We start from the raw sequence: 16,497 nt of genomic DNA on the forward strand, positions 1-16,497 counted from the left end.
GTGCCCAACACCATCTCTACTGCGTCCATGTACCGGAGCTTATTCAATTTCTTGCGCTGAATCCCCCCGCCATGGGCCTGACAAAAAATCATCGTCGGCTAGAAAGGCAATGCTCAACTCAGGATTGCTCCAGCAGAGGAGGCGTCTTGGGAATGAGACGCTCCAACATTTCTCGGTGATATGGATCCGGCGAATCTACATATCGCGAAGCCGAACTGACGTTTTTCCATCCCACGTACTCCATCAGCGCCCGCATCTCCCATCCATTAGCGCTGGCCCAACTGGCAAAGCCTCGGCGCAATGAGTGCGAACTATAAAGGTGGACGTCCGTAACCCCAGCGGTCTTTAAGATCCGGCGAAACAACGGAATGATGCTGGCCGCGTTGACGGCACCTTCGCTAATCGTGCCCCAGCGGTCAATGCCCCTGATAACGCCGCCCGATTTCAGACCGCTGATAGCCAACCAGTCTAGGTAGGCTGCCACCGGGCATAGCTTCGATAACGCGGGCGTTTTGTAGGTGGTGCCTTTGAGGCTTCGGTCGGTCTTCGTGCGTGGCAAATAAATCGTCATGCCTTCGCCGGCAACGGCCTCGATGCGATCAATTTCCAGCCTGGCCAGCTCGTCGCTGCGAAATCCGCGCCAAAATCCAATGAGCAGCAGCGCCTTATCGCGGGTGTGACGGAGCAGATCGCCGAAGCGCCCCTGGTGCCGTGCCTGCTCGCGCTGCTGTTCGAGCCAGGCGCAGGTCTGCTCAAGCGCATCAAGCTGCAGCGGCTTGGCCCGCTTTTCTTGCGCGGGATGCAGTTCCTGGATGCCGCGCAGCATCTTGCGCACCACAGGTGCCTTGGTCGGGTCCGGAAAACCTTGGTCGACGTGCCATTGACCCAGTGCAGAGATGCGTTGTTTCAGGGTGTTGTGCGCCAATACGCCCGCATAGGCGGCCAGGTACCGCACGATGCTATCGGCGGTGGCCGGCAGGAAGCCGCCCCATTCAGCCTCGAAATGGTTCACTGCGGCGCGGTAGCTTTTTCGGGTGTTGTCCCGGGTGGCGGCCCGCAAGTAGTCATCAATCTGGATCATGGCGCTTGAATCTTAAAAAGGCGGCATTACAGGTGGATGGAGTCGGATGACGTCGATTTTAGCCCATCAGGATACATAACGAGTCAATATTTAATCTGTAAATTCCACCCCGTTAGCCCAGAAAGATCTTCTAATTTAGTATGTAAATACGTATTATGTAATCCATTATCAAAAACAGGGATCGCTATGGCGCGCACCGGCTTATATAAATCCGAGGTCAAGAAGGCACGTGACACCTTACTGGCCATGGGGCGGCGTCCCTCTGTGGACGCCGTTCGCGTCGAGTTGGGCAATACCGGCTCCAAGACCACGATTCATAAGTATCTCAAGGAGCTGGAGGAAGAGGACGGCAGCTCCGCTGCCCCTTCACGCACGATCAGCGAGGCCATCCAGGATCTCGTGGAACGCCTTGCAGCTCAGCTGCAGGCCGAGGCGGACGTCCAGGTAAACTCCGCTCGATCCGAGGCTGATTCCGCGACAGGTCGGCTCCTTACCGAACTAGAGACGGTGCGCAAAACGGCGGCCGACTTGACGGCGCGACTGGCCCAAGCTGAAGCCACCCGGACGCATGAGGCCCAAGTTCATGACCAGACACGCGCCCAGCTCCACGAACAGATTGCCGCCCGCCGCGCACTTGAGGCGCAGGTTCAGGCCCTTCACGACCGGCTTGCAGAGAACGAGCAGCATCGAAGTTCTTTGGAAGAAAAACATCAGCATGCCCGGGAGGCGCTTGAGCACTACCGAACCGCAACCAAAGAACAGAGAGAACAAGATCTACGACGCCATGAGCAGCAGATCCAGACCCTGCAGGCCGAGTTGCGCCAGCTCAGGCAGGAGGCCATCGTTAAACAGGAGGAAGTGACCCGCGTCAACCAGGAAGGCGTACGGCTAGTCGCAGAGCTGTTGCACGCACAGCAAGCCCTCTATGAGCAGCGCAGTGTTGCGGCACGGCTCCAGCAAAGAATTGACACATTGCAAGACGTCGCAAACCGAAATCAGATTCTAGAATCGCAGCTCGCCGATAGGAGCGCTGCCAACGAGCGGTTGCAGGCCAGTCTGGGACGTGCGGAGGAAGAAAATGCGACAGCGGCTCAGTTGTTGAAGGCAGCTGAAATCGAACGCGCAGCCCTGCAAGCAAAGCTGGACGCGCATGAAAGCCTCAGCGCGGAATTGCGCGCTCATTGGCGAGACGCCGGCCTGTCGCCTCGCAAAAAATAGCTTACACCTCCTTATCCAGTGGGGTGACCGGACCTAGAACGCGACGTCAGACCGCCATTTGACTGCACGCTTCAGCACAACGCGTACAGGCTTGTGCGCACACCTGGCAATGCTCTGCCTTATGTTTGGCGCACTCTTCAGCGCATGCCTTGCAAATCTGTGCGCAGAGTTTGCATACCTGCTGGGCGAACTCGCTGCTGCGCGCCATCAGAGCAGCCGCAGTTCGACAAATGTCGGCACAGTCGGTATCGGTGGCAATGCACCGGGCCATCATCTTGACATCCTCTTCCTTCAAACAGGCGGCGGCACATTGGTCGCAAGCTGCCGCACACGCGTAACAGGCCTCGATACAGGCGCGAAATTCTTCACGGGACATTTCGATCTCCTTGGTAAATGGGCAGGTTGACCGCCCGGATTGCGCTCGGGCGAACGCCAGAGCCAAGGCAAGCAGATAACCAGGTGATTCCCCCTCAGGGGGTTCCTGGTTTCCATTCCTTTTTCCAGCGACTCATCGTGGAAATTTCTTCTTGTTGTTGTGCGATGACCTTCTTGGAGAAGGCAACAATTTCTGGATGACGAGCTTTCTTGATGGCGTCCTGCGCCATCGCTAGCGCCCCGCGGTGATGCCTGATCATCATGTCGAGAAACATGACATCAAAGTCATCGCCTTGACTCGACTGAAGCTTTTCCATCGACATGCCCTTCATAGACTGCATCATGCCGGGCAGCTTCATGTTCACAGCACTGCCTTTGTTGGGAAACCATTGCGACTTCCATTCGCGTAGCTGTGCAATTTCGGCCCCCTGGTCTTCAATGGTCTTCTTCGCCATTTGCTTTAGCTGGTCGTGCGCACTGCGGCTATCGACCAGCTCGGCCATCTTGACGGCCTCTTCGTGGTGTTTTGCCATGGTGTCGAGAAACTGCTCGTCGAACGACGCAATCGATGCCGTTTTCTTCATGTGACCATCGAGATTGCTCTTTGCCGGTGCCTCGTCTGGATGAGCACCGGAGAATTTCGTTTGCGAAAACGCCATCGTTGAGGCGATGAATGCTACTGTTACCAATACGCCTTTTGATGAGATGGACATATGGCCTCCTTGGGTCGAGTGATCGAAAACCTACTGACCATAGGAGTAAGTCCAGGGCACGATGTTCACAGAATTCGCCCCCGTATCCGGGAGATTTTGAAAACCTCACTACCAGAAACAAAAATCCGGCTCTAGCTCAACCATGCTAATCAGGCCCTATGAAATGACCTGACTGACTACATGCGGCTTGAGGTCTCCCGATGGTCGCTCTCAGTGCCGGTACCCCTTAGGCGCAACGCGTTTCCGATCACCGATACCGAGCTCAGGCTCATCGCTACCGCCGCCACCATTGGAGACAAAAGTTGTCCAGTAAAGGGAAATAGCAACCCGGCTGCCAACGGAATGCCCAATGCGTTGTAGAGGAAAGCAAAGCTCAGGTTCTGTCGCATGTTGCGCACGGTTTCTACCGACAATCCTCTTGCACGCGCGATGGCGCGCAGATCGCCCTTCACCAGGGTGACATGAGCGCTATTGATTGCCACGTCGGTACCGGTCCCCATGGCAATTCCGACATTTGCCTTGGCTAGCGCCGGAGCATCGTTGATCCCATCGCCCGCCATCCCGACGATCTTGCCTTCGGCCTGGAAACGTTCTACGAGCGCGAGCTTGTCTTGGGGCTTGACCTCCCCGTAGACCTCAGAGATGCCGAGCTTCCCGGCAACAGCTTTCGCCGTGGTTGTGCCATCACCGGTGGCCATGACCACCGTGAGCCCGGCTTCTTTTAGACTGGCCAGCGCTTCCCGTGTAGTTTCCTTCACGGGATCAGAGACTGCTAGCAGCCCCAAAAGCACGCCATTTCTCGCTAGATACATCACGCTGGCACCTTCGGCACGCAAAGCTTCTGCTTCAGCCAGCAGCGGTGTCGAAGAGACGCCTTCAGATTCCATCAGCACGGTATTGCCCAGCGCCATCCGCTCGCCGTTGACCACGCCTCGAACACCTATTCCACTGGAAGATTCAAAGCTGCTGGGTGTCATCAAGGAAAGCTGGCGCCGGCGTGCCTCGGCCACGATAGCGTGCGCTAGTGGATGCTCACTTCCCTGGTCGAGGCTTGCCGCCAGCTGCAACACTTCCGTCTCTTGACTGCCCGGTGCGGCGACTATCCGATCGAATGCTGGCTTTCCTTCCGTCAGGGTGCCAGTCTTGTCGACGATGAGCGTATCGAGCTTTTTCATGCTTTCGATGGCCGCTGCGTCTCGGAACAGAATGCCTTGGGTTGCGGCCCGGCCAGTGGCGGCCATGATGGACATGGGTGTGGCCAGGCCAAGCGCGCACGGGCAAGCGATAATCAGCACCGCAACCGCGTTGACAAAGCCATAGACCCAGCTGGGTTGTGGCCCAAAGAATCCCCAGCTAAGCAGCGTCAGCACAGCAATGCCGACCACGATCCCGACGAAGTAGCCGGCAACAACGTCGGCCAACCGCTGCATGGGGGCGCGCGAGCGCTGGGCTTGGGCAACCATCTGAACGATCTGCGAAAGCATGGTCTGCGATCCGACCTTCTCGGAGCGGATGATCAGGCTTCCGCTGGCATTGATCGTTGCCCCGATAACCTTGTCACCTGGTCGCTTGGTAACGGGGACCGGTTCGCCAGTCAACATCGACTCGTCAATGGCGCTCTCTCCCTCAACGACCACCCCGTCAGTAGCGACTTTTTCGCCTGGTCGGACCCGTAGCAGGTCTCCAATGTGAACGTTACTCAAGGGGATATCTTCTTCCGTACCATCTGCAGCGATCCGTCTAGCTGTTTTAGGTGCCAAGCCGAGCAGTGATTTGATGGCGGCAGAGGTCTGCGAGCGCGCCCGTAGTTCCAGGATCTGCCCCAGCAGGGTCAGTGAGATGATGACGGCCGCGGCTTCGAAGTAGACACCGATCCGCCCGTGTTCGATGAAGGCCTTGGGGAATAGCTCGGGGAAGACAGTTGCGACCACACTATAGCCATAGGCGGCTACCAAGCCCGTGCTGATCAGGGTCCACATATTGGGGCTGCGGCGGACAATCGAGTCGACACCCCGTGTCAAGAACGGCCATCCGGCATAGAGGACCACGGGTGTACCGAGCGCGAGCTCGATCCAGCTTTGACCGGTCAGGCCATGTGGAAATAGGCGGCTGCCGGCCATGGCCAGCACCGTGACAAGCACCGTCAAGGGTAACGTCAGCCAGAATCGCCTTTGGAAGTCCCGCAGCTCAGGGTTCTCCTCTTCTTGGTCCAATGGTAGCAGCGGCTCCAGGCTCATCCCACAGATGGGGCAATTTCCCGGCGATGGCTGCCTGACTTGCGGGTGCATGGGGCATGTATAGACAGTTCCGTCAGACGATACCGTGCTTGCCTCGGGTTTTGATGAATCTCCGACATATGCGGTTGGATTTGTACGAAACTTCCCCATGCACTTGTCACCGCAGAAGTAAAAGTCTCTCCCGCCGTGTTCAATCCTCCGGTAGGGATCGGGAGCCACCTTCATGTGGCAAACCGGATCAGTCTGGCTTTTTTCTTCGATTGCGCTGAACGCTGGGCTCGTGTTGGGCCCCGTACGATGGCGATGGTGTTCATCCATGGATCATGCGCTCCTCGGGTTAGAGATCGGTCTCACCCGATGCTACGGGCGATCAGACCGCAGGATAGTGATGCAATCTGGCCAACGTCCTGCTCGCTTTGAGTCCTATGCTTGGTCAAGCGCTAAGTGACCGATTAGTTCCGAGAAAACTCTCTGCCCGAGAAATCGACGGTCACGAGTTTTCCATCCATCCTCCCCATTCCTGGGGAGTTGGCGGGCATACCAGGTACCGCAACGCCTTGGGTCGGCCGAGAGGCAATGAGCCTCGGAATCACGGTCGCTGGAACATGCCCCTCAATTACTTGACCAGTAGCGCCAATTACGCCGGTATGACACGACCGGAGTGATTCCGGTACGCCGAGCTGCTTTTTGATCTCCGAAATATCTCCCCGGTCGATCACTTTCATCGCGTAGCCAGCCTGACTAATGTGTTCAGCCCACGCAATACAGCAGCCGCAATTTGGGTCTTTATATATGGTGATTACCTCAGCAGATGCATTTGCCGAAAGAGAAACCAGGCAGAGGACTTGTGCAACGAGAAAATTTCTCATTTAATTTCATATAAATAATTCAGACTTATGAGCAGAGCAAGATCCCATCAACATCGCAGCCATAGGATCGTGCCCTCCATCATGGAGTCATTCTGCCATTGGCCCTAAAGTTCCTAGCCAGGCAACGAGAGCAAGAATCAGGAATGCACAGCATGTCTCAATAAATAGGCTTCTACGCAAGGCTGCAATTGCTTCTCCGTACTCGCCAACTAGATGCGCCCGTTCGAGCAAAGGACTCAAGCGGTAGCGGTTAGCTGCCGCCAGAAGCAGCATCATGCCGAACAGCACCAGTTTGGCAACCAGCAGCTGTCCATAGGTCGTCGAGAATAGACCGTTTATGGTCGGACCTACGATGAGCCAGTAATTGAGCGCGCCCGTTATCAATAATGAGCCCACAATGGCCGTGCCCATGAGCGCAAAGCCGTTAAGAGTGCGGCTCAGCACCGAGATATCAGCGGCATCATTACCGTAACGCAGTATCAACATAAGAATGAACACAGCGAGGGCACCAACCCATGCACCAGCTGCTAACAGGTGAATAATGTCTGCAACGAGATGCAACTGCCCGCGCACCCCTTCATCCATTGCGCCGTGGCCCCCCCAAGATAGAGTTGCCAATGCGATCCCCCCCGCCAAACTCATCATTACAAATTTCAAGGTGGGCATTCGCGTAAGAAGTATCCCCGCCAAGACACTTATTACCAGCATGGCCATTCGTAAGCACCAAGCCATTCCGAACGGCGTATCTGTAAGCATCATCTCGATCATATGCTGCTCGATCGAACTGAAATCGGCCGCGCCGCTCATTGCCTTGACCATCAAAATCATGCTTATAGCCGACAAAATCACGCCGGCAATGGTGGCACCAATGGTTAGGTTCGAGAACTTCCCAGCTAATGCGGATGAACGTTCAGGTTTGCGCATGGCGTGCAATTGAAACAAGGGCAAGCCGAACACAAGCATCAAGTCCACATACAGCGCGAAGCGCACCACAACGGTCATCCAATCCATCGCTAGCTCACTTCACCGTGAAAGTGACCTTGCCGGTGATCGGATGGGTATCCGAGGACACAGCTCGCCATTCAATGCTATAGACACCTGGCATCAGTGGCTGACTGGGTGTAATGATCATGATTTTCGGATCGTCAGCGCCAGAAACTTTTGCCGCCACCTTCATGGGGGAGCCATGGCTCATGCCCGGCATGCTTGTCATCATTACATTAGCTCCGGAAAACTGCTTGGAAAGGTTCTCGGAGAACCGCAATTCGATTTTTTCCGGGGCACTTACAGTTGAATTGTCTTCAGGGTTGGAGCCCAGAAGTTTGGGATGCGCGAACGCCGCAGTGGCAAAAGCTGCAGCAGCAATGGTGACAACCGATTTGGCGATAAAGGACTGATAAGACATGACAACTCTCCTGTGGATGATCAGAAAAAATGAGGGGTTAGAACAAAATACGTACACCTGCAACAAGCTTGGTTTCGCCAACATTGCCGCCAGCACCACGAACATAGCTGGCAGTCTTGCCAAAGTTTTGATTACGTTCAATCCCGACATATGGGGCAAACTGGCGGGAAAATTCATATCGTAGACGCATGCCATAGGCTGCACTGGACAGTCCTCGACCTATTCCCAGGTCCGGATCTTCTTTGCCATACAGATTTGCCTCGATACGAGGCTGCAGTACCCAACGCTGGGTCAGCAGCACTTCATACTCAGCGGCCAGTCTTAATGCGGTGCGACCTTGGTCGCCAACGTAGCCGGTGGCTTCAACTTCAAACCAGTAAGGTGCCAAGCCCTGAACACCGAACGCTAGCCAGTTACGACCTGGACGATTGCTCCCTACGTCGACGCGCAAACCGAGTTGGCTATCCCAATAAGGCGTGATGGCGTGGCTCCATAGCAATTCGGTCCGGGAATCGCCCACCCGGCCTTTCTCAATATCTCCTTCGGCCTTGATGTAGAACTTGTCGTAGGTATTGCCGATCCAGCCTTGCGTGTCGTAAGCGATCGAATTGCCATCTCGGGTATGGACGCGTTCCAGCCGGTCTACCAGGAAGGAGCCAAAGGAGTGCATGTCCGACATCACTAACGCGCCCGTGTCTTTCTGGGCGTAGGGCCCCGTATCGAGGGTGTAGCCATTGGAATAGCCATGCGGATCGCGGGCGTCCGATGGAGCTGTCGAGCTAGATCCCATATCCATCCCGCCCATGTTCATACCGCCATGATTCATGCCGGAGTGATTCATGGCGCCGTGGTCCATTGATCCCGGGGGAATGGCCGAACCACCATTCATCGAGTCCATACTGTCCATGGTCGTGATTGCTGGCTGGGAAGCTGAGTCGCCCGCGGACGCTGCATGTCCTTCGTGGGTCTGGGCCAAAGCTGCGTTCATGCTAGCCGATGCGAGCGCCAACACGAGAATCTGAGTTGAGTAACGGGTAAGAGTCATTCTGGGTATGCCTTTCGGTGCAGATCCTGGTTAGCTGACGACGACTTCACGGAACATGCCCATATCCATGTGGTACATGAGGTGGCAGTGCCAAGCCCAACGGCCTAAGGCGTCTGCAGTGACGAGGAAGCTGATGCGTTGAGCAGGCTGCACAGGGATGGTGTGACGTCTTGCGAGAAAATCGCCGTTAGGCATTTCCAGTTCGCTCCACATCCCATGCAAGTGCATGGGATGGGTCATCATTGTGTCGTTGTGTAAGATGACCCGTAGGCGCTCTCCATAACGGAAATGAATGGGAGTCGACTTACCGAATTCCAGGCCGTCGAGTGACCAGGCATAGCGCTCCATATTTCCGGTCAGATGAAGTTCAACTTCACGCTCCGGGCCCCGGTTATCCAATGGTCCGCCGATGGTGTGCATGTCGGCCAGAGTCAGCACTCGGCGGCCGTTATTGCGCAGACCGACGCCGGGATCGTCCAGGTTGGTCCGAGCAGAATCGACACGCGCATCAGTACTAGGCCCATATTCAGTGCTCGCATGCCGCGCTTTTTTGCTCGGAACCTTCAATGGACTGGCAGCAGCCATCTGATGTTGGCTATGATCCATGCCTTGCATGGGTTGTGCGCCCATGTTCTGCATCGGGACATTACTATCCATGGAATCCATGCTGGACATTGAGTCCATACTCATGGATGACATATTGCCCATCGCACCGTGATTCATCTGCCCCATAGATCCGTGATCCATTCCACCCATGGAAGACATATCACCCATCATGTCGGCCATGCTCAGCCACTCGGGCCTGTCGACTGCCGGCACGGGGGCGCTCAAACCTGCTCGAACGGTTAAAGTACCCATGGCGTAGCCGGTACGCTCCATGGACTGAGCAAATACCGTATAAGCGTCTTCTTTGGGTTCCACCACCACATCGCAAGTTTCGCCAGGCCCAAAGCGAAACTCGTCAACGCTCACCGGCTCGATATCAACGCCGTCGATCTGAATAACTTTTAGTTTCAGTCCAGGAACGCGCACATCATAAAAAGTATTGCCAGAGCCGTTGATACAGCGCAGGCGCACTTTCTCACCTGGTTTGAACAGCGCGGTCCAATTTCCCGCTGGCGTCACGCCGTTTGCCAGAAACGTCAGTGCGGCTGCAGAAAGATCGCCCAGATCAGTCGGATTCATGCGCATCTCGTTCCACATCGCACGATTATCCATTGCTGCTTTGACACCATCCTTGCGAGCATCGCGAATGAAGTCCGCAGCGGTTAGTCGGTTCAGGTTATAGAAATCCCCCTGCTTTTTGAGTTTGGACAAGACCGACATGGGGTTGTCGTCCATCCAGTCTGAGAACAGCACCACATGTTCTCGATCGGCCAGTTTTTTACTGTTTTCAATGGGATCGATGACGATTGCTCCGTACATCCCGGTTTGTTCTTGCATACCAGAGTGGGAGTGGTACCAATAGGTGCCACTTTGCTTGACCTTGAATTTGTAGGTAAAGGTCTCGCCAGGAGCAATGCCCGCAAAGCTAATACCGGGTACTCCGTCCATCTGAAAAGGCAAGATGATGCCGTGCCAATGGATAGATGTGTGCTCGCGGAGCTTATTGGTCACGTTAATAGTGACCATTTCACCTTCCTTCCAACGAAGTGTCGGCGCAGGAAGCGACCCGTTGATGGTTGTAGCGACGGTTTGCTTACCGGTGAAATTGACCACCGACTCGGCGACCACCAGATCGAAAACGTTACCTGTCAGCACAGGGGCAGCCGAAGGGCTGGCTGGCTTCTCAACAGTCTGGGCAACGGCTTGGAGTGCTCGCGAGGACAACCCCAGTAGCACGCCGCCGGCGGCAAGGCCCTTTACGAAGCGGCGGCGTGAGCTCTGCAGGGATGATGAATTCGACATAGGATGAAACTCTCCGAAGTGACGATGTATGCCGCTGATGATAAGTACGCCTGGCGATCAGTTGGATTACCCGATCATTACATTCCTGTAATGAACTCGTCATTCTTGTTCGCAGGACGTACCATGTAGCTATCTCCCTACATGTTTTCATCATGAAACTTCTTGTTGTCGAGGATGAGCCGAAAACCGGCGAGTACATCCAGCGCGGTCTCAACGAGGCTGGCTTCGTTGTTGACCTGGCAAAAAATGGTCTGGACGGGTTCCACCTCGCCATGACAGAGCCATATGACTTGGTTATTCTTGATGTGATGCTGCCAGACGTGGATGGCTGGCGAATTGTTCAATCATTGCGCGAATCCCAAAAAACGGTACCCGTACTGTTTCTTACAGCTCGCGATAGCGTGTCCGACCGTGTCAAAGGGCTGGAGATAGGGGCCGACGATTATTTGGTCAAGCCATTTGCCTTCTCCGAATTACTAGCCAGGGTGCGTACGTTGCTGCGCAGAGGCAGTAGCGCTGTTCTTCAAGACCGCCTAGCGGTCGCTGATCTGGTCCTGGACCTGCCGCGTCGCACCGCAAGCCGCGGCGGCCGTAAGCTGGTATTGACGAACAAGGAATTTGCCCTGCTGGAATTCCTGGCCAGACGCCGCGGCGAGGTATTGCCGCGCTCCTTGATTGCCTCCCAGATATGGGATATCAACTTCAATAGCGACACGAACGTAATCGATGTGGCTATCCGACGGCTGAGGGCGAAAGTAGATGATGGCTTTGAGCAGAAGCTGATTTTGACTGTCCGGGGCGTGGGCTATATCCTAGATGCGCCCGATCATGTGGAAAGTTCCACATGATCCGTCAACGCTCCCTCACGGTTCGGCTGACGGCATTATTTGCCCTTGCGTCAACGGCAGTTCTGGTGGGCCTGGGACTCTTGATCATCTCCACCGTAGCCAAACACTTCACGGATCAGGACGAGCTGCTACTGGAAAAGGAACTGCAGCTTATCCGCATGGTTGTCGATGAGAGGGGCGCAAACGCCATTAACTCGACTTTCGGCGAAGCCTTACATAACCATCCTGGCTTCTACGTTCATATTAGCTCTTCTGACGGGAAAGCGTTGTATTCAACGCTCGGCGAGTCTGCCGAGCAGGTCATCGCGGCAGCGCGAAAGGCTACCTCCAGCCGTTCCTTCGCGGTGGCGATAAACGGTCACCAGGAGTTTCAGGCGATCAAAGCACCATTGAGGGATGATCTGAGCGGAGGGAATTTACAGGTGATTGTCGCTGTCGATACCGAGATGCACGACCATTTCATGCGCAATTTTCAGACGACGCTTGTTATATACATTGCCGGTTCCGCCTTGATCGTCGTTCTGTTGAGCTGGTGGGCTGCCCGCCGCGGACTTTCTCCGCTACGCGCAATGTCAGACAAAGTACAGGTGATCTCTTCGCATAATTTTGGTGAGCGCATGCAGGTCGAGACTTTACCAGTTGAAATTGCAGATTTAGCTGGCAAGCTTAACGCCATGTTGGAACGGCTTCAGCTCGACTTCAATCGCATCACCAATTTTTCGACCGATATTGCCCACGAACTTCGCACCCCCATTACAAATTTGCTGACCCAGACGGACGTTGTGTTGACCCAGCATCGCAGCAATGATGCCTACCGGGATACGCTGTCATCAAATGCAGAAGAATTGCAGAGACTGGCTCGTACGATCTCTGACATGCTTTTTCTAGCGCAGACTGAGAACGGAATCAGCTTGCCCAGCTATGAACCTCTTAATATGCATGACGAAATTACAGAACTGTTCGATTTTTACGATGCATTGGCCGAGGAAAAAGATGTTCGAATGAATCTTGTTGGGGAGGCATTGATCAAAGGCGATCGGTTGATGGTACGTAGGGCCCTAAGTAATCTGATATCCAATGCAATGCGCTACACGCCGCCGGGGGGCGCGATTGTCGTGGCGCTCCTGCGTTCAGAGGACGGCACATTGGTACAAGTCGAAAATAATGGGCCCGATATACCGGTCGAACATCTGCCGCATTTGTTTGACCGCTTCTACCGAGCCGACAAATCTCGCACCAAGATGGATTCCGATTCTGCTGGACTAGGCCTATCCATTACCAAGGCAATCATGCGAGCACACCAAGGGGATGTATCCGTGGTGTCAGCGCAGGGCAATACGCGCTTTACCTTGCACTTCCCCAGAATTGCGCCCCGATCTGCCTAAAGGCTTTAGCGACTAAATTCAACATACGCCATAGCAAAAAAATGCCACTGCCGTTCAGAGCGGCAGTGGCCAAGTCAGGGGAGATTGTTAGGCACCGACACATCCCGGCGCTGGATGAAGTCAGGCGCCCTGATACAGGGAGGATGCAACACTGCCAGCTGTCGACACCTCATGCTGCACTTCGGCACGAGTCTTTTGGGAGGATGCTTGACGAACGATCGGATAGTCATTGCCATTCGTGATCAAGCCCTCGCGTTGGGCTTGCTGGAGCTCAGCGAGCACATCAGCACGGGTCTTCGTGCTGACGAACTGGACGATCGGATAGTTATTACGTGCTACGACGTTAGCAGCATCGCGCTGATTGACTTCAGGGGTGCCGCTTTGAGCAAACGCGGCACTCGCTACAAATGCCAGCAGTGAGAAGGCGAACACACGGGTGGTGGCTTGGGTCATATCAATTCTCCATAAATCATTTCAGAAAGCTCCATCGATACTGGAGCTGCTTTAATTGGCATTTGGTGGCCAATCGTTAAAATGAATTATAGAAAACGGCGTCGCACAGACAGATTGCCGGTCGATTACAAGTCAGTAATGCAAATTCCGGATTTTTTTGCAACGCTGGGTTCACAGTGAAATCAGTTTTTGCGATGGAAGTTTGTATGCATAGGCGCTATCTCAGTCCCGGTACTGGAGGATGCAATCCGCGAAGGTGCCGTGCTCAGGGGCCGTGCAAAGGCGATGACCGTGGCCGTCATCCTGGCGGGCCTGGTTCCAATTCTGTGGGGAAGCGGCGCCTGCTCCGAGGCCATGAGCCGGATTGCAACGCCAATGGTCGGCGGTATGATTACCGCTCCATTGCTTTCGATGTTTGTCATGCCCGTAGCGTATCGCTTAATGCACGTTCGTCAAGGCGTAACTGAGTGTGTCCAAGATCACCTGAATTTATCGACACCATACACATACGTTCACTCAAAAGGAGGGGATTTCGAAATGACGACAATAACTGAGTCGCTAGGGAAAACATCCATGATCGCCGTTTGCCTCTTCGTGGTCGGCTGCGCTACCGAACACCAAGGGCTTGTTCACTGCACTATTCTCCAACAGGCAGGCCACTGTGTCGCTGTTCCGGTACAGGATGCCGAACATGAGGCGCAGGCAAAATCCTTACAACGGGCTGAATCGGGGGCTTCCTACATTTATGTGGTACGCCCTTACGCACAACAACGAAGTGAAGCATCGGACGTGTTTGTTGATGGGAAACTGGAGGCTAAATTAGGGCCTATGACGTTTGCGCGGCTGAAAGTTGAGGCGGGAAGTCATTCGATCCGAGTGGTGACTGCCAAAGTACCAGATGTAACTATGGACGTCATAGCAACGGATAATGTTTACGTGCAATATCAACTGCTTGAGTTGTTCGCAACAGTGACACCTAAGATTGAAATGATGAGTACGGATGGTATGAAGAAGCTACTTCGGCCGCTTGGTCTCGTCGTCTCTTCTGACTAAAATGTGATTAAGCGTTGTTGAATAGCATTGAAATGTGATCCACTTAGGAATTTTGCATCTTAAGTTTGCCCATGTTTAGACCACAATCCTGCTCATGACAGTGAGCGGGAGAACGGAGTGACAAACGTGGCCCTACTTGGAATTACTCGACGTTGGTACATCAGAGAGCAGATCTCAATCTGTGAAATCGCCCGCCGCCTGGACATCTCCCGCAATACGGTTCACAGTTATATTCGGTCAGACGCGATCGAATCAGGATACCCAGCAAGGCATTCGCCTGGCTCTCTTGATGAGTTTGCTCCCAGGTTCTCCGCTTGGCTGAGCGCTGAATCCGCTAAATCTCGCAAGCAACGAAGAACCCGAAACAGATGTTCCTGGATCTGAAAGAACTGGGATATGAGGGGGCGTACGGCCGTGTGGCAGCCTTTGGTAGGCGATGGAAGATGGGGCAAAGGGAGACGGTCAAATCCGCGAGCGAATCAACACACCATGCCTTAAATGACGCGAGAGCCAACTGTTACGCGGTAAGGAATCTGCATAAGACGGGACTTAATGCTCGCTAAATACGGACAATCTAGAAAAAAAGCTTCGCCCTCAATAAGTGAGACCGAAGCTATGTTCGAAATTAGCAGCACTTACCAGCAGCTATATTCCATCTGATTCAACCTGTATACAGCGGATTGGGATCAAGGTATATCACTGCCTTGGAATTGGCGAAGTTCTTCGGTGCAATTACACCAAATTCGAACGACATCCGATTGAATGTATCGAATTTCCAAGTAAAGCTTTGATCTTGGAAAACGAACTTGATTACTTCCCCCTGGTGAACATTGATGAACTTTGTTCCACCATCGACTTGAACTATGCGGTCTGGCAACGCCTGACTCGCAACCGTTCCATAGGGATCTGACACTTGTGCCATTGAATTAGCAGCGGCAAGGGACATGAAAAGCGCAGAGCAGACTGTGCCAACAAACAAGTTGAATTTCATAAATACCTCCTTTTAGTTGAATAATCGCCTTAGCGATAAACCCATTTTAGGGAGGTAGGCATGACTGATTTGCTACTAGATAGTTACATCTATGCAATGTAATTAGAACTATTGAAATGTGGCGGTGCTCTTAATTTAAGACGGAATGCACCTTAAAAATGGAGCTGATAATAAATTTCAGCACCATATTCTCCAGCCCTAAAACAGGGGGCGGAACAAATTGTCGCCACAAAATTGGCATAAAAATCGAAGATTTAAGTTAATGCCTGCAAAATTTCTAGAATCTCGGCCGACCTTCAACTTGCTGGCGCAAACGGATGTGGTCTTGAGCCAGCAGCGCACCAATGAGGCCTATCGGGACACGCTTTCCTCGAATGCCGAGGAATTGCAGTGTCTGGCCAGAACCATTTCCGACATGCTGTTCTTGGCGCAGACCGAAAAAGGCATCATCCTGCCTAGCTATGAGCCGCTCCAGCTCCAGGAGGAAATTACCGAGTTTTTCGACTTCTATGATGCCCTGGCAGAGGAAAAAGGGGTGCATCTGGCGGGCGATGCCACCATCAGTGGAGATCGCCTTATGGTCCGCCGCGCATCGAGCAATCTGATCTCCAATGCCATGCGCTACATGCCAGCGGCCGGCAGTATCGTCGTGTCGATCGACAGGTCTGAAGGCTCTAGCAGCCGTTAAGAATGACGGCCCCGAGATTCCGATGGAGCATCTGCCTCACTTGTTTGACCGGTTCTATCGAGCAGACAAGTCCCGCACCAAGGTTGACACGGATTCGGCTGGCTTATCCATTACGCTGGCCATCATGCGGGCTCACCAAGGGGATGTCACCATACGCTCGGCGCAGAAGAAAACGCGCTTCACTCTGCGATTCCCCCATATGGTGATCTAGCAGCGTCTATGGAGATG

17 protein-coding genes and 1 pseudogene are annotated in these 16,497 nt (G+C 54.0%); 7 read left to right on the forward strand and 11 right to left on the reverse strand.

Annotated features, from left to right (window positions below; translation table 11 throughout):
• Positions 1 to 118: 118 nt before the first annotated feature.
• Positions 119 to 1,081: a site-specific integrase gene (locus HWE04_RS10150; RefSeq protein WP_008328784.1), complete on the reverse strand. Its 963-nt coding sequence runs from the start codon at positions 1,079 to 1,081 to the stop codon at positions 119 to 121.
• Positions 1,082 to 1,267: 186 nt separating this feature from the next.
• Here HWE04_RS10150 and HWE04_RS10155 point away from each other — a divergent pair, with 186 nt between their 5' ends.
• Positions 1,268 to 2,299 carry a DNA-binding protein gene (locus HWE04_RS10155; protein ID WP_039783419.1) on the forward strand — a complete coding sequence of 344 codons (1,032 nt, stop codon included), beginning with the start codon at positions 1,268 to 1,270 and terminating at the stop codon, positions 2,297 to 2,299.
• Positions 2,300 to 2,345: 46 nt separating this feature from the next.
• Here the strand turns inward: HWE04_RS10155 and HWE04_RS24535 are convergent, their stop codons facing one another.
• Positions 2,346 to 2,456 (reverse strand): four-helix bundle copper-binding protein, encoded by a 111-nt coding sequence (locus HWE04_RS24535; RefSeq protein ID WP_329802492.1) that lies wholly within the window; start codon positions 2,454 to 2,456, stop codon positions 2,346 to 2,348.
• On the opposite strand from HWE04_RS24535, the gene HWE04_RS24540 reads away from it, so the two are divergent.
• Complete coding sequence (locus HWE04_RS24540; protein WP_329802493.1) at positions 2,421 to 2,705, forward strand: hypothetical protein; 285 nt, start codon at positions 2,421 to 2,423, stop codon at positions 2,703 to 2,705. The two genes, HWE04_RS24535 and HWE04_RS24540, sit on opposite strands and share 36 nt — an antisense overlap.
• A gap of 64 nt (positions 2,706 to 2,769) precedes the next feature.
• Here the strand turns inward: HWE04_RS24540 and HWE04_RS10165 are convergent, their stop codons facing one another.
• The 7 genes from HWE04_RS10165 to HWE04_RS10195 form a co-directional block, all read right to left on the reverse strand.
• Positions 2,770 to 3,387 (reverse strand): DUF305 domain-containing protein, encoded by a 618-nt coding sequence (locus tag HWE04_RS10165; protein WP_241812312.1) that lies wholly within the window; start codon positions 3,385 to 3,387, stop codon positions 2,770 to 2,772.
• Positions 3,388 to 3,563: 176 nt separating this feature from the next.
• Complete coding sequence (locus HWE04_RS10170) at positions 3,564 to 5,942, reverse strand: heavy metal translocating P-type ATPase (protein ID WP_241812313.1); 2,379 nt, start codon at positions 5,940 to 5,942, stop codon at positions 3,564 to 3,566.
• Positions 5,943 to 6,076: 134 nt separating this feature from the next.
• Positions 6,077 to 6,493: a DUF411 domain-containing protein gene (locus HWE04_RS10175; protein ID WP_241812314.1), complete on the reverse strand. Its 417-nt coding sequence runs from the start codon at positions 6,491 to 6,493 to the stop codon at positions 6,077 to 6,079.
• Positions 6,494 to 6,580: 87 nt separating this feature from the next.
• Positions 6,581 to 7,504 (reverse strand): copper homeostasis membrane protein CopD, encoded by a 924-nt coding sequence (copD, locus tag HWE04_RS10180; RefSeq protein ID WP_241812315.1) that lies wholly within the window; start codon positions 7,502 to 7,504, stop codon positions 6,581 to 6,583.
• 7 nt (positions 7,505 to 7,511) lie between these two features.
• Complete coding sequence (copC, locus tag HWE04_RS10185; RefSeq protein ID WP_241812316.1) at positions 7,512 to 7,898, reverse strand: copper homeostasis periplasmic binding protein CopC; 387 nt, start codon at positions 7,896 to 7,898, stop codon at positions 7,512 to 7,514.
• A gap of 37 nt (positions 7,899 to 7,935) precedes the next feature.
• Positions 7,936 to 8,943, reverse strand: a complete 1,008-nt coding sequence (locus HWE04_RS10190; RefSeq protein ID WP_241812317.1) for a copper resistance protein B — start codon at positions 8,941 to 8,943, stop codon at positions 7,936 to 7,938.
• Between the two features lie 30 nt (positions 8,944 to 8,973).
• A complete protein-coding gene (locus HWE04_RS10195) occupies positions 8,974 to 10,851 on the reverse strand; it encodes a copper resistance system multicopper oxidase (protein ID WP_241812318.1) in 1,878 nt (625 codons plus the stop codon).
• 152 nt (positions 10,852 to 11,003) lie between these two features.
• On the opposite strand from HWE04_RS10195, the gene HWE04_RS10200 reads away from it, so the two are divergent.
• Both HWE04_RS10200 and HWE04_RS10205 read left to right on the forward strand, forming a co-directional pair.
• Positions 11,004 to 11,699, forward strand: coding sequence for a heavy metal response regulator transcription factor (locus HWE04_RS10200; RefSeq protein WP_241812319.1), 696 nt, complete (start codon positions 11,004 to 11,006; stop codon positions 11,697 to 11,699).
• Positions 11,696 to 13,084 carry a heavy metal sensor histidine kinase gene (locus HWE04_RS10205; protein WP_154134781.1) on the forward strand — a complete coding sequence of 463 codons (1,389 nt, stop codon included), beginning with the start codon at positions 11,696 to 11,698 and terminating at the stop codon, positions 13,082 to 13,084. Before HWE04_RS10200 ends, HWE04_RS10205 begins: the two co-directional genes overlap by 4 nt.
• Positions 13,085 to 13,204: 120 nt before the next feature.
• Here the strand turns inward: HWE04_RS10205 and HWE04_RS10210 are convergent, their stop codons facing one another.
• Positions 13,205 to 13,537 (reverse strand): DUF4148 domain-containing protein, encoded by a 333-nt coding sequence (locus HWE04_RS10210; RefSeq protein ID WP_154134780.1) that lies wholly within the window; start codon positions 13,535 to 13,537, stop codon positions 13,205 to 13,207.
• A gap of 234 nt (positions 13,538 to 13,771) precedes the next feature.
• On the opposite strand from HWE04_RS10210, the pseudogene HWE04_RS10215 reads away from it, so the two are divergent.
• Positions 13,772 to 13,981: pseudogene (locus tag HWE04_RS10215) on the forward strand (efflux RND transporter permease subunit); the annotation flags it as partial.
• A gap of 1,270 nt (positions 13,982 to 15,251) precedes the next feature.
• Here the strand turns inward: HWE04_RS10215 and HWE04_RS10220 are convergent.
• Positions 15,252 to 15,581, reverse strand: coding sequence for a CzcE family metal-binding protein (locus tag HWE04_RS10220; RefSeq protein WP_154134778.1), 330 nt, complete (start codon positions 15,579 to 15,581; stop codon positions 15,252 to 15,254).
• A gap of 325 nt (positions 15,582 to 15,906) precedes the next feature.
• On the opposite strand from HWE04_RS10220, the gene HWE04_RS10225 reads away from it, so the two are divergent.
• Together HWE04_RS10225 and HWE04_RS10230 are read left to right on the forward strand one after the other, a co-directional pair.
• Entirely contained in the window at positions 15,907 to 16,269 is a 363-nt protein-coding gene (locus HWE04_RS10225; protein ID WP_241812320.1) for a hypothetical protein, read from the forward strand.
• A gap of 22 nt (positions 16,270 to 16,291) precedes the next feature.
• Positions 16,292 to 16,480: an ATP-binding protein gene (locus tag HWE04_RS10230; RefSeq protein ID WP_229297038.1), complete on the forward strand. Its 189-nt coding sequence runs from the start codon at positions 16,292 to 16,294 to the stop codon at positions 16,478 to 16,480.
• Positions 16,481 to 16,497 lie beyond the last annotated feature (17 nt).

It is taken from the genome of Herbaspirillum sp. C7C2, from assembly GCF_022627865.1.
Classification (GTDB): domain Bacteria; phylum Pseudomonadota; class Gammaproteobacteria; order Burkholderiales; family Burkholderiaceae_D; genus Herbaspirillum; species Herbaspirillum frisingense.

What these genes read in the sequence shown, in the direction of transcription:
- HWE04_RS10195 (WP_241812318.1), bottom strand. Translation starts at nt 10,851, where the DNA reads ATGTCGAATTCATCATCCCTGCAGAGCTCACGCCGCCGCTTCGTAAAG.
- HWE04_RS10190 (WP_241812317.1), bottom strand. Translation starts at nt 8,943, where the DNA reads ATGACTCTTACCCGTTACTCAACTCAGATTCTCGTGTTGGCGCTCGCA.
- HWE04_RS10210 (WP_154134780.1), bottom strand. Translation starts at nt 13,537, where the DNA reads ATGACCCAAGCCACCACCCGTGTGTTCGCCTTCTCACTGCTGGCATTT.
- HWE04_RS10220 (WP_154134778.1), bottom strand. Translation starts at nt 15,581, where the DNA reads ATGAAATTCAACTTGTTTGTTGGCACAGTCTGCTCTGCGCTTTTCATG.
- HWE04_RS10155 (WP_039783419.1), top strand. Translation starts at nt 1,268, where the DNA reads ATGGCGCGCACCGGCTTATATAAATCCGAGGTCAAGAAGGCACGTGAC.
- HWE04_RS10165 (WP_241812312.1), bottom strand. Translation starts at nt 3,387, where the DNA reads ATGTCCATCTCATCAAAAGGCGTATTGGTAACAGTAGCATTCATCGCC.
- HWE04_RS10230 (WP_229297038.1), top strand. Translation starts at nt 16,292, where the DNA reads ATGGAGCATCTGCCTCACTTGTTTGACCGGTTCTATCGAGCAGACAAG.
- HWE04_RS10150 (WP_008328784.1), bottom strand. Translation starts at nt 1,081, where the DNA reads ATGATCCAGATTGATGACTACTTGCGGGCCGCCACCCGGGACAACACC.
- HWE04_RS24540 (WP_329802493.1), top strand. Translation starts at nt 2,421, where the DNA reads ATGTTTGGCGCACTCTTCAGCGCATGCCTTGCAAATCTGTGCGCAGAG.
- copC (WP_241812316.1), bottom strand. Translation starts at nt 7,898, where the DNA reads ATGTCTTATCAGTCCTTTATCGCCAAATCGGTTGTCACCATTGCTGCT.
- HWE04_RS10170 (WP_241812313.1), bottom strand. Translation starts at nt 5,942, where the DNA reads ATGGATGAACACCATCGCCATCGTACGGGGCCCAACACGAGCCCAGCG.
- HWE04_RS10200 (WP_241812319.1), top strand. Translation starts at nt 11,004, where the DNA reads ATGAAACTTCTTGTTGTCGAGGATGAGCCGAAAACCGGCGAGTACATC.
- HWE04_RS10175 (WP_241812314.1), bottom strand. Translation starts at nt 6,493, where the DNA reads ATGAGAAATTTTCTCGTTGCACAAGTCCTCTGCCTGGTTTCTCTTTCG.
- HWE04_RS10205 (WP_154134781.1), top strand. Translation starts at nt 11,696, where the DNA reads ATGATCCGTCAACGCTCCCTCACGGTTCGGCTGACGGCATTATTTGCC.
- copD (WP_241812315.1), bottom strand. Translation starts at nt 7,504, where the DNA reads ATGGATTGGATGACCGTTGTGGTGCGCTTCGCGCTGTATGTGGACTTG.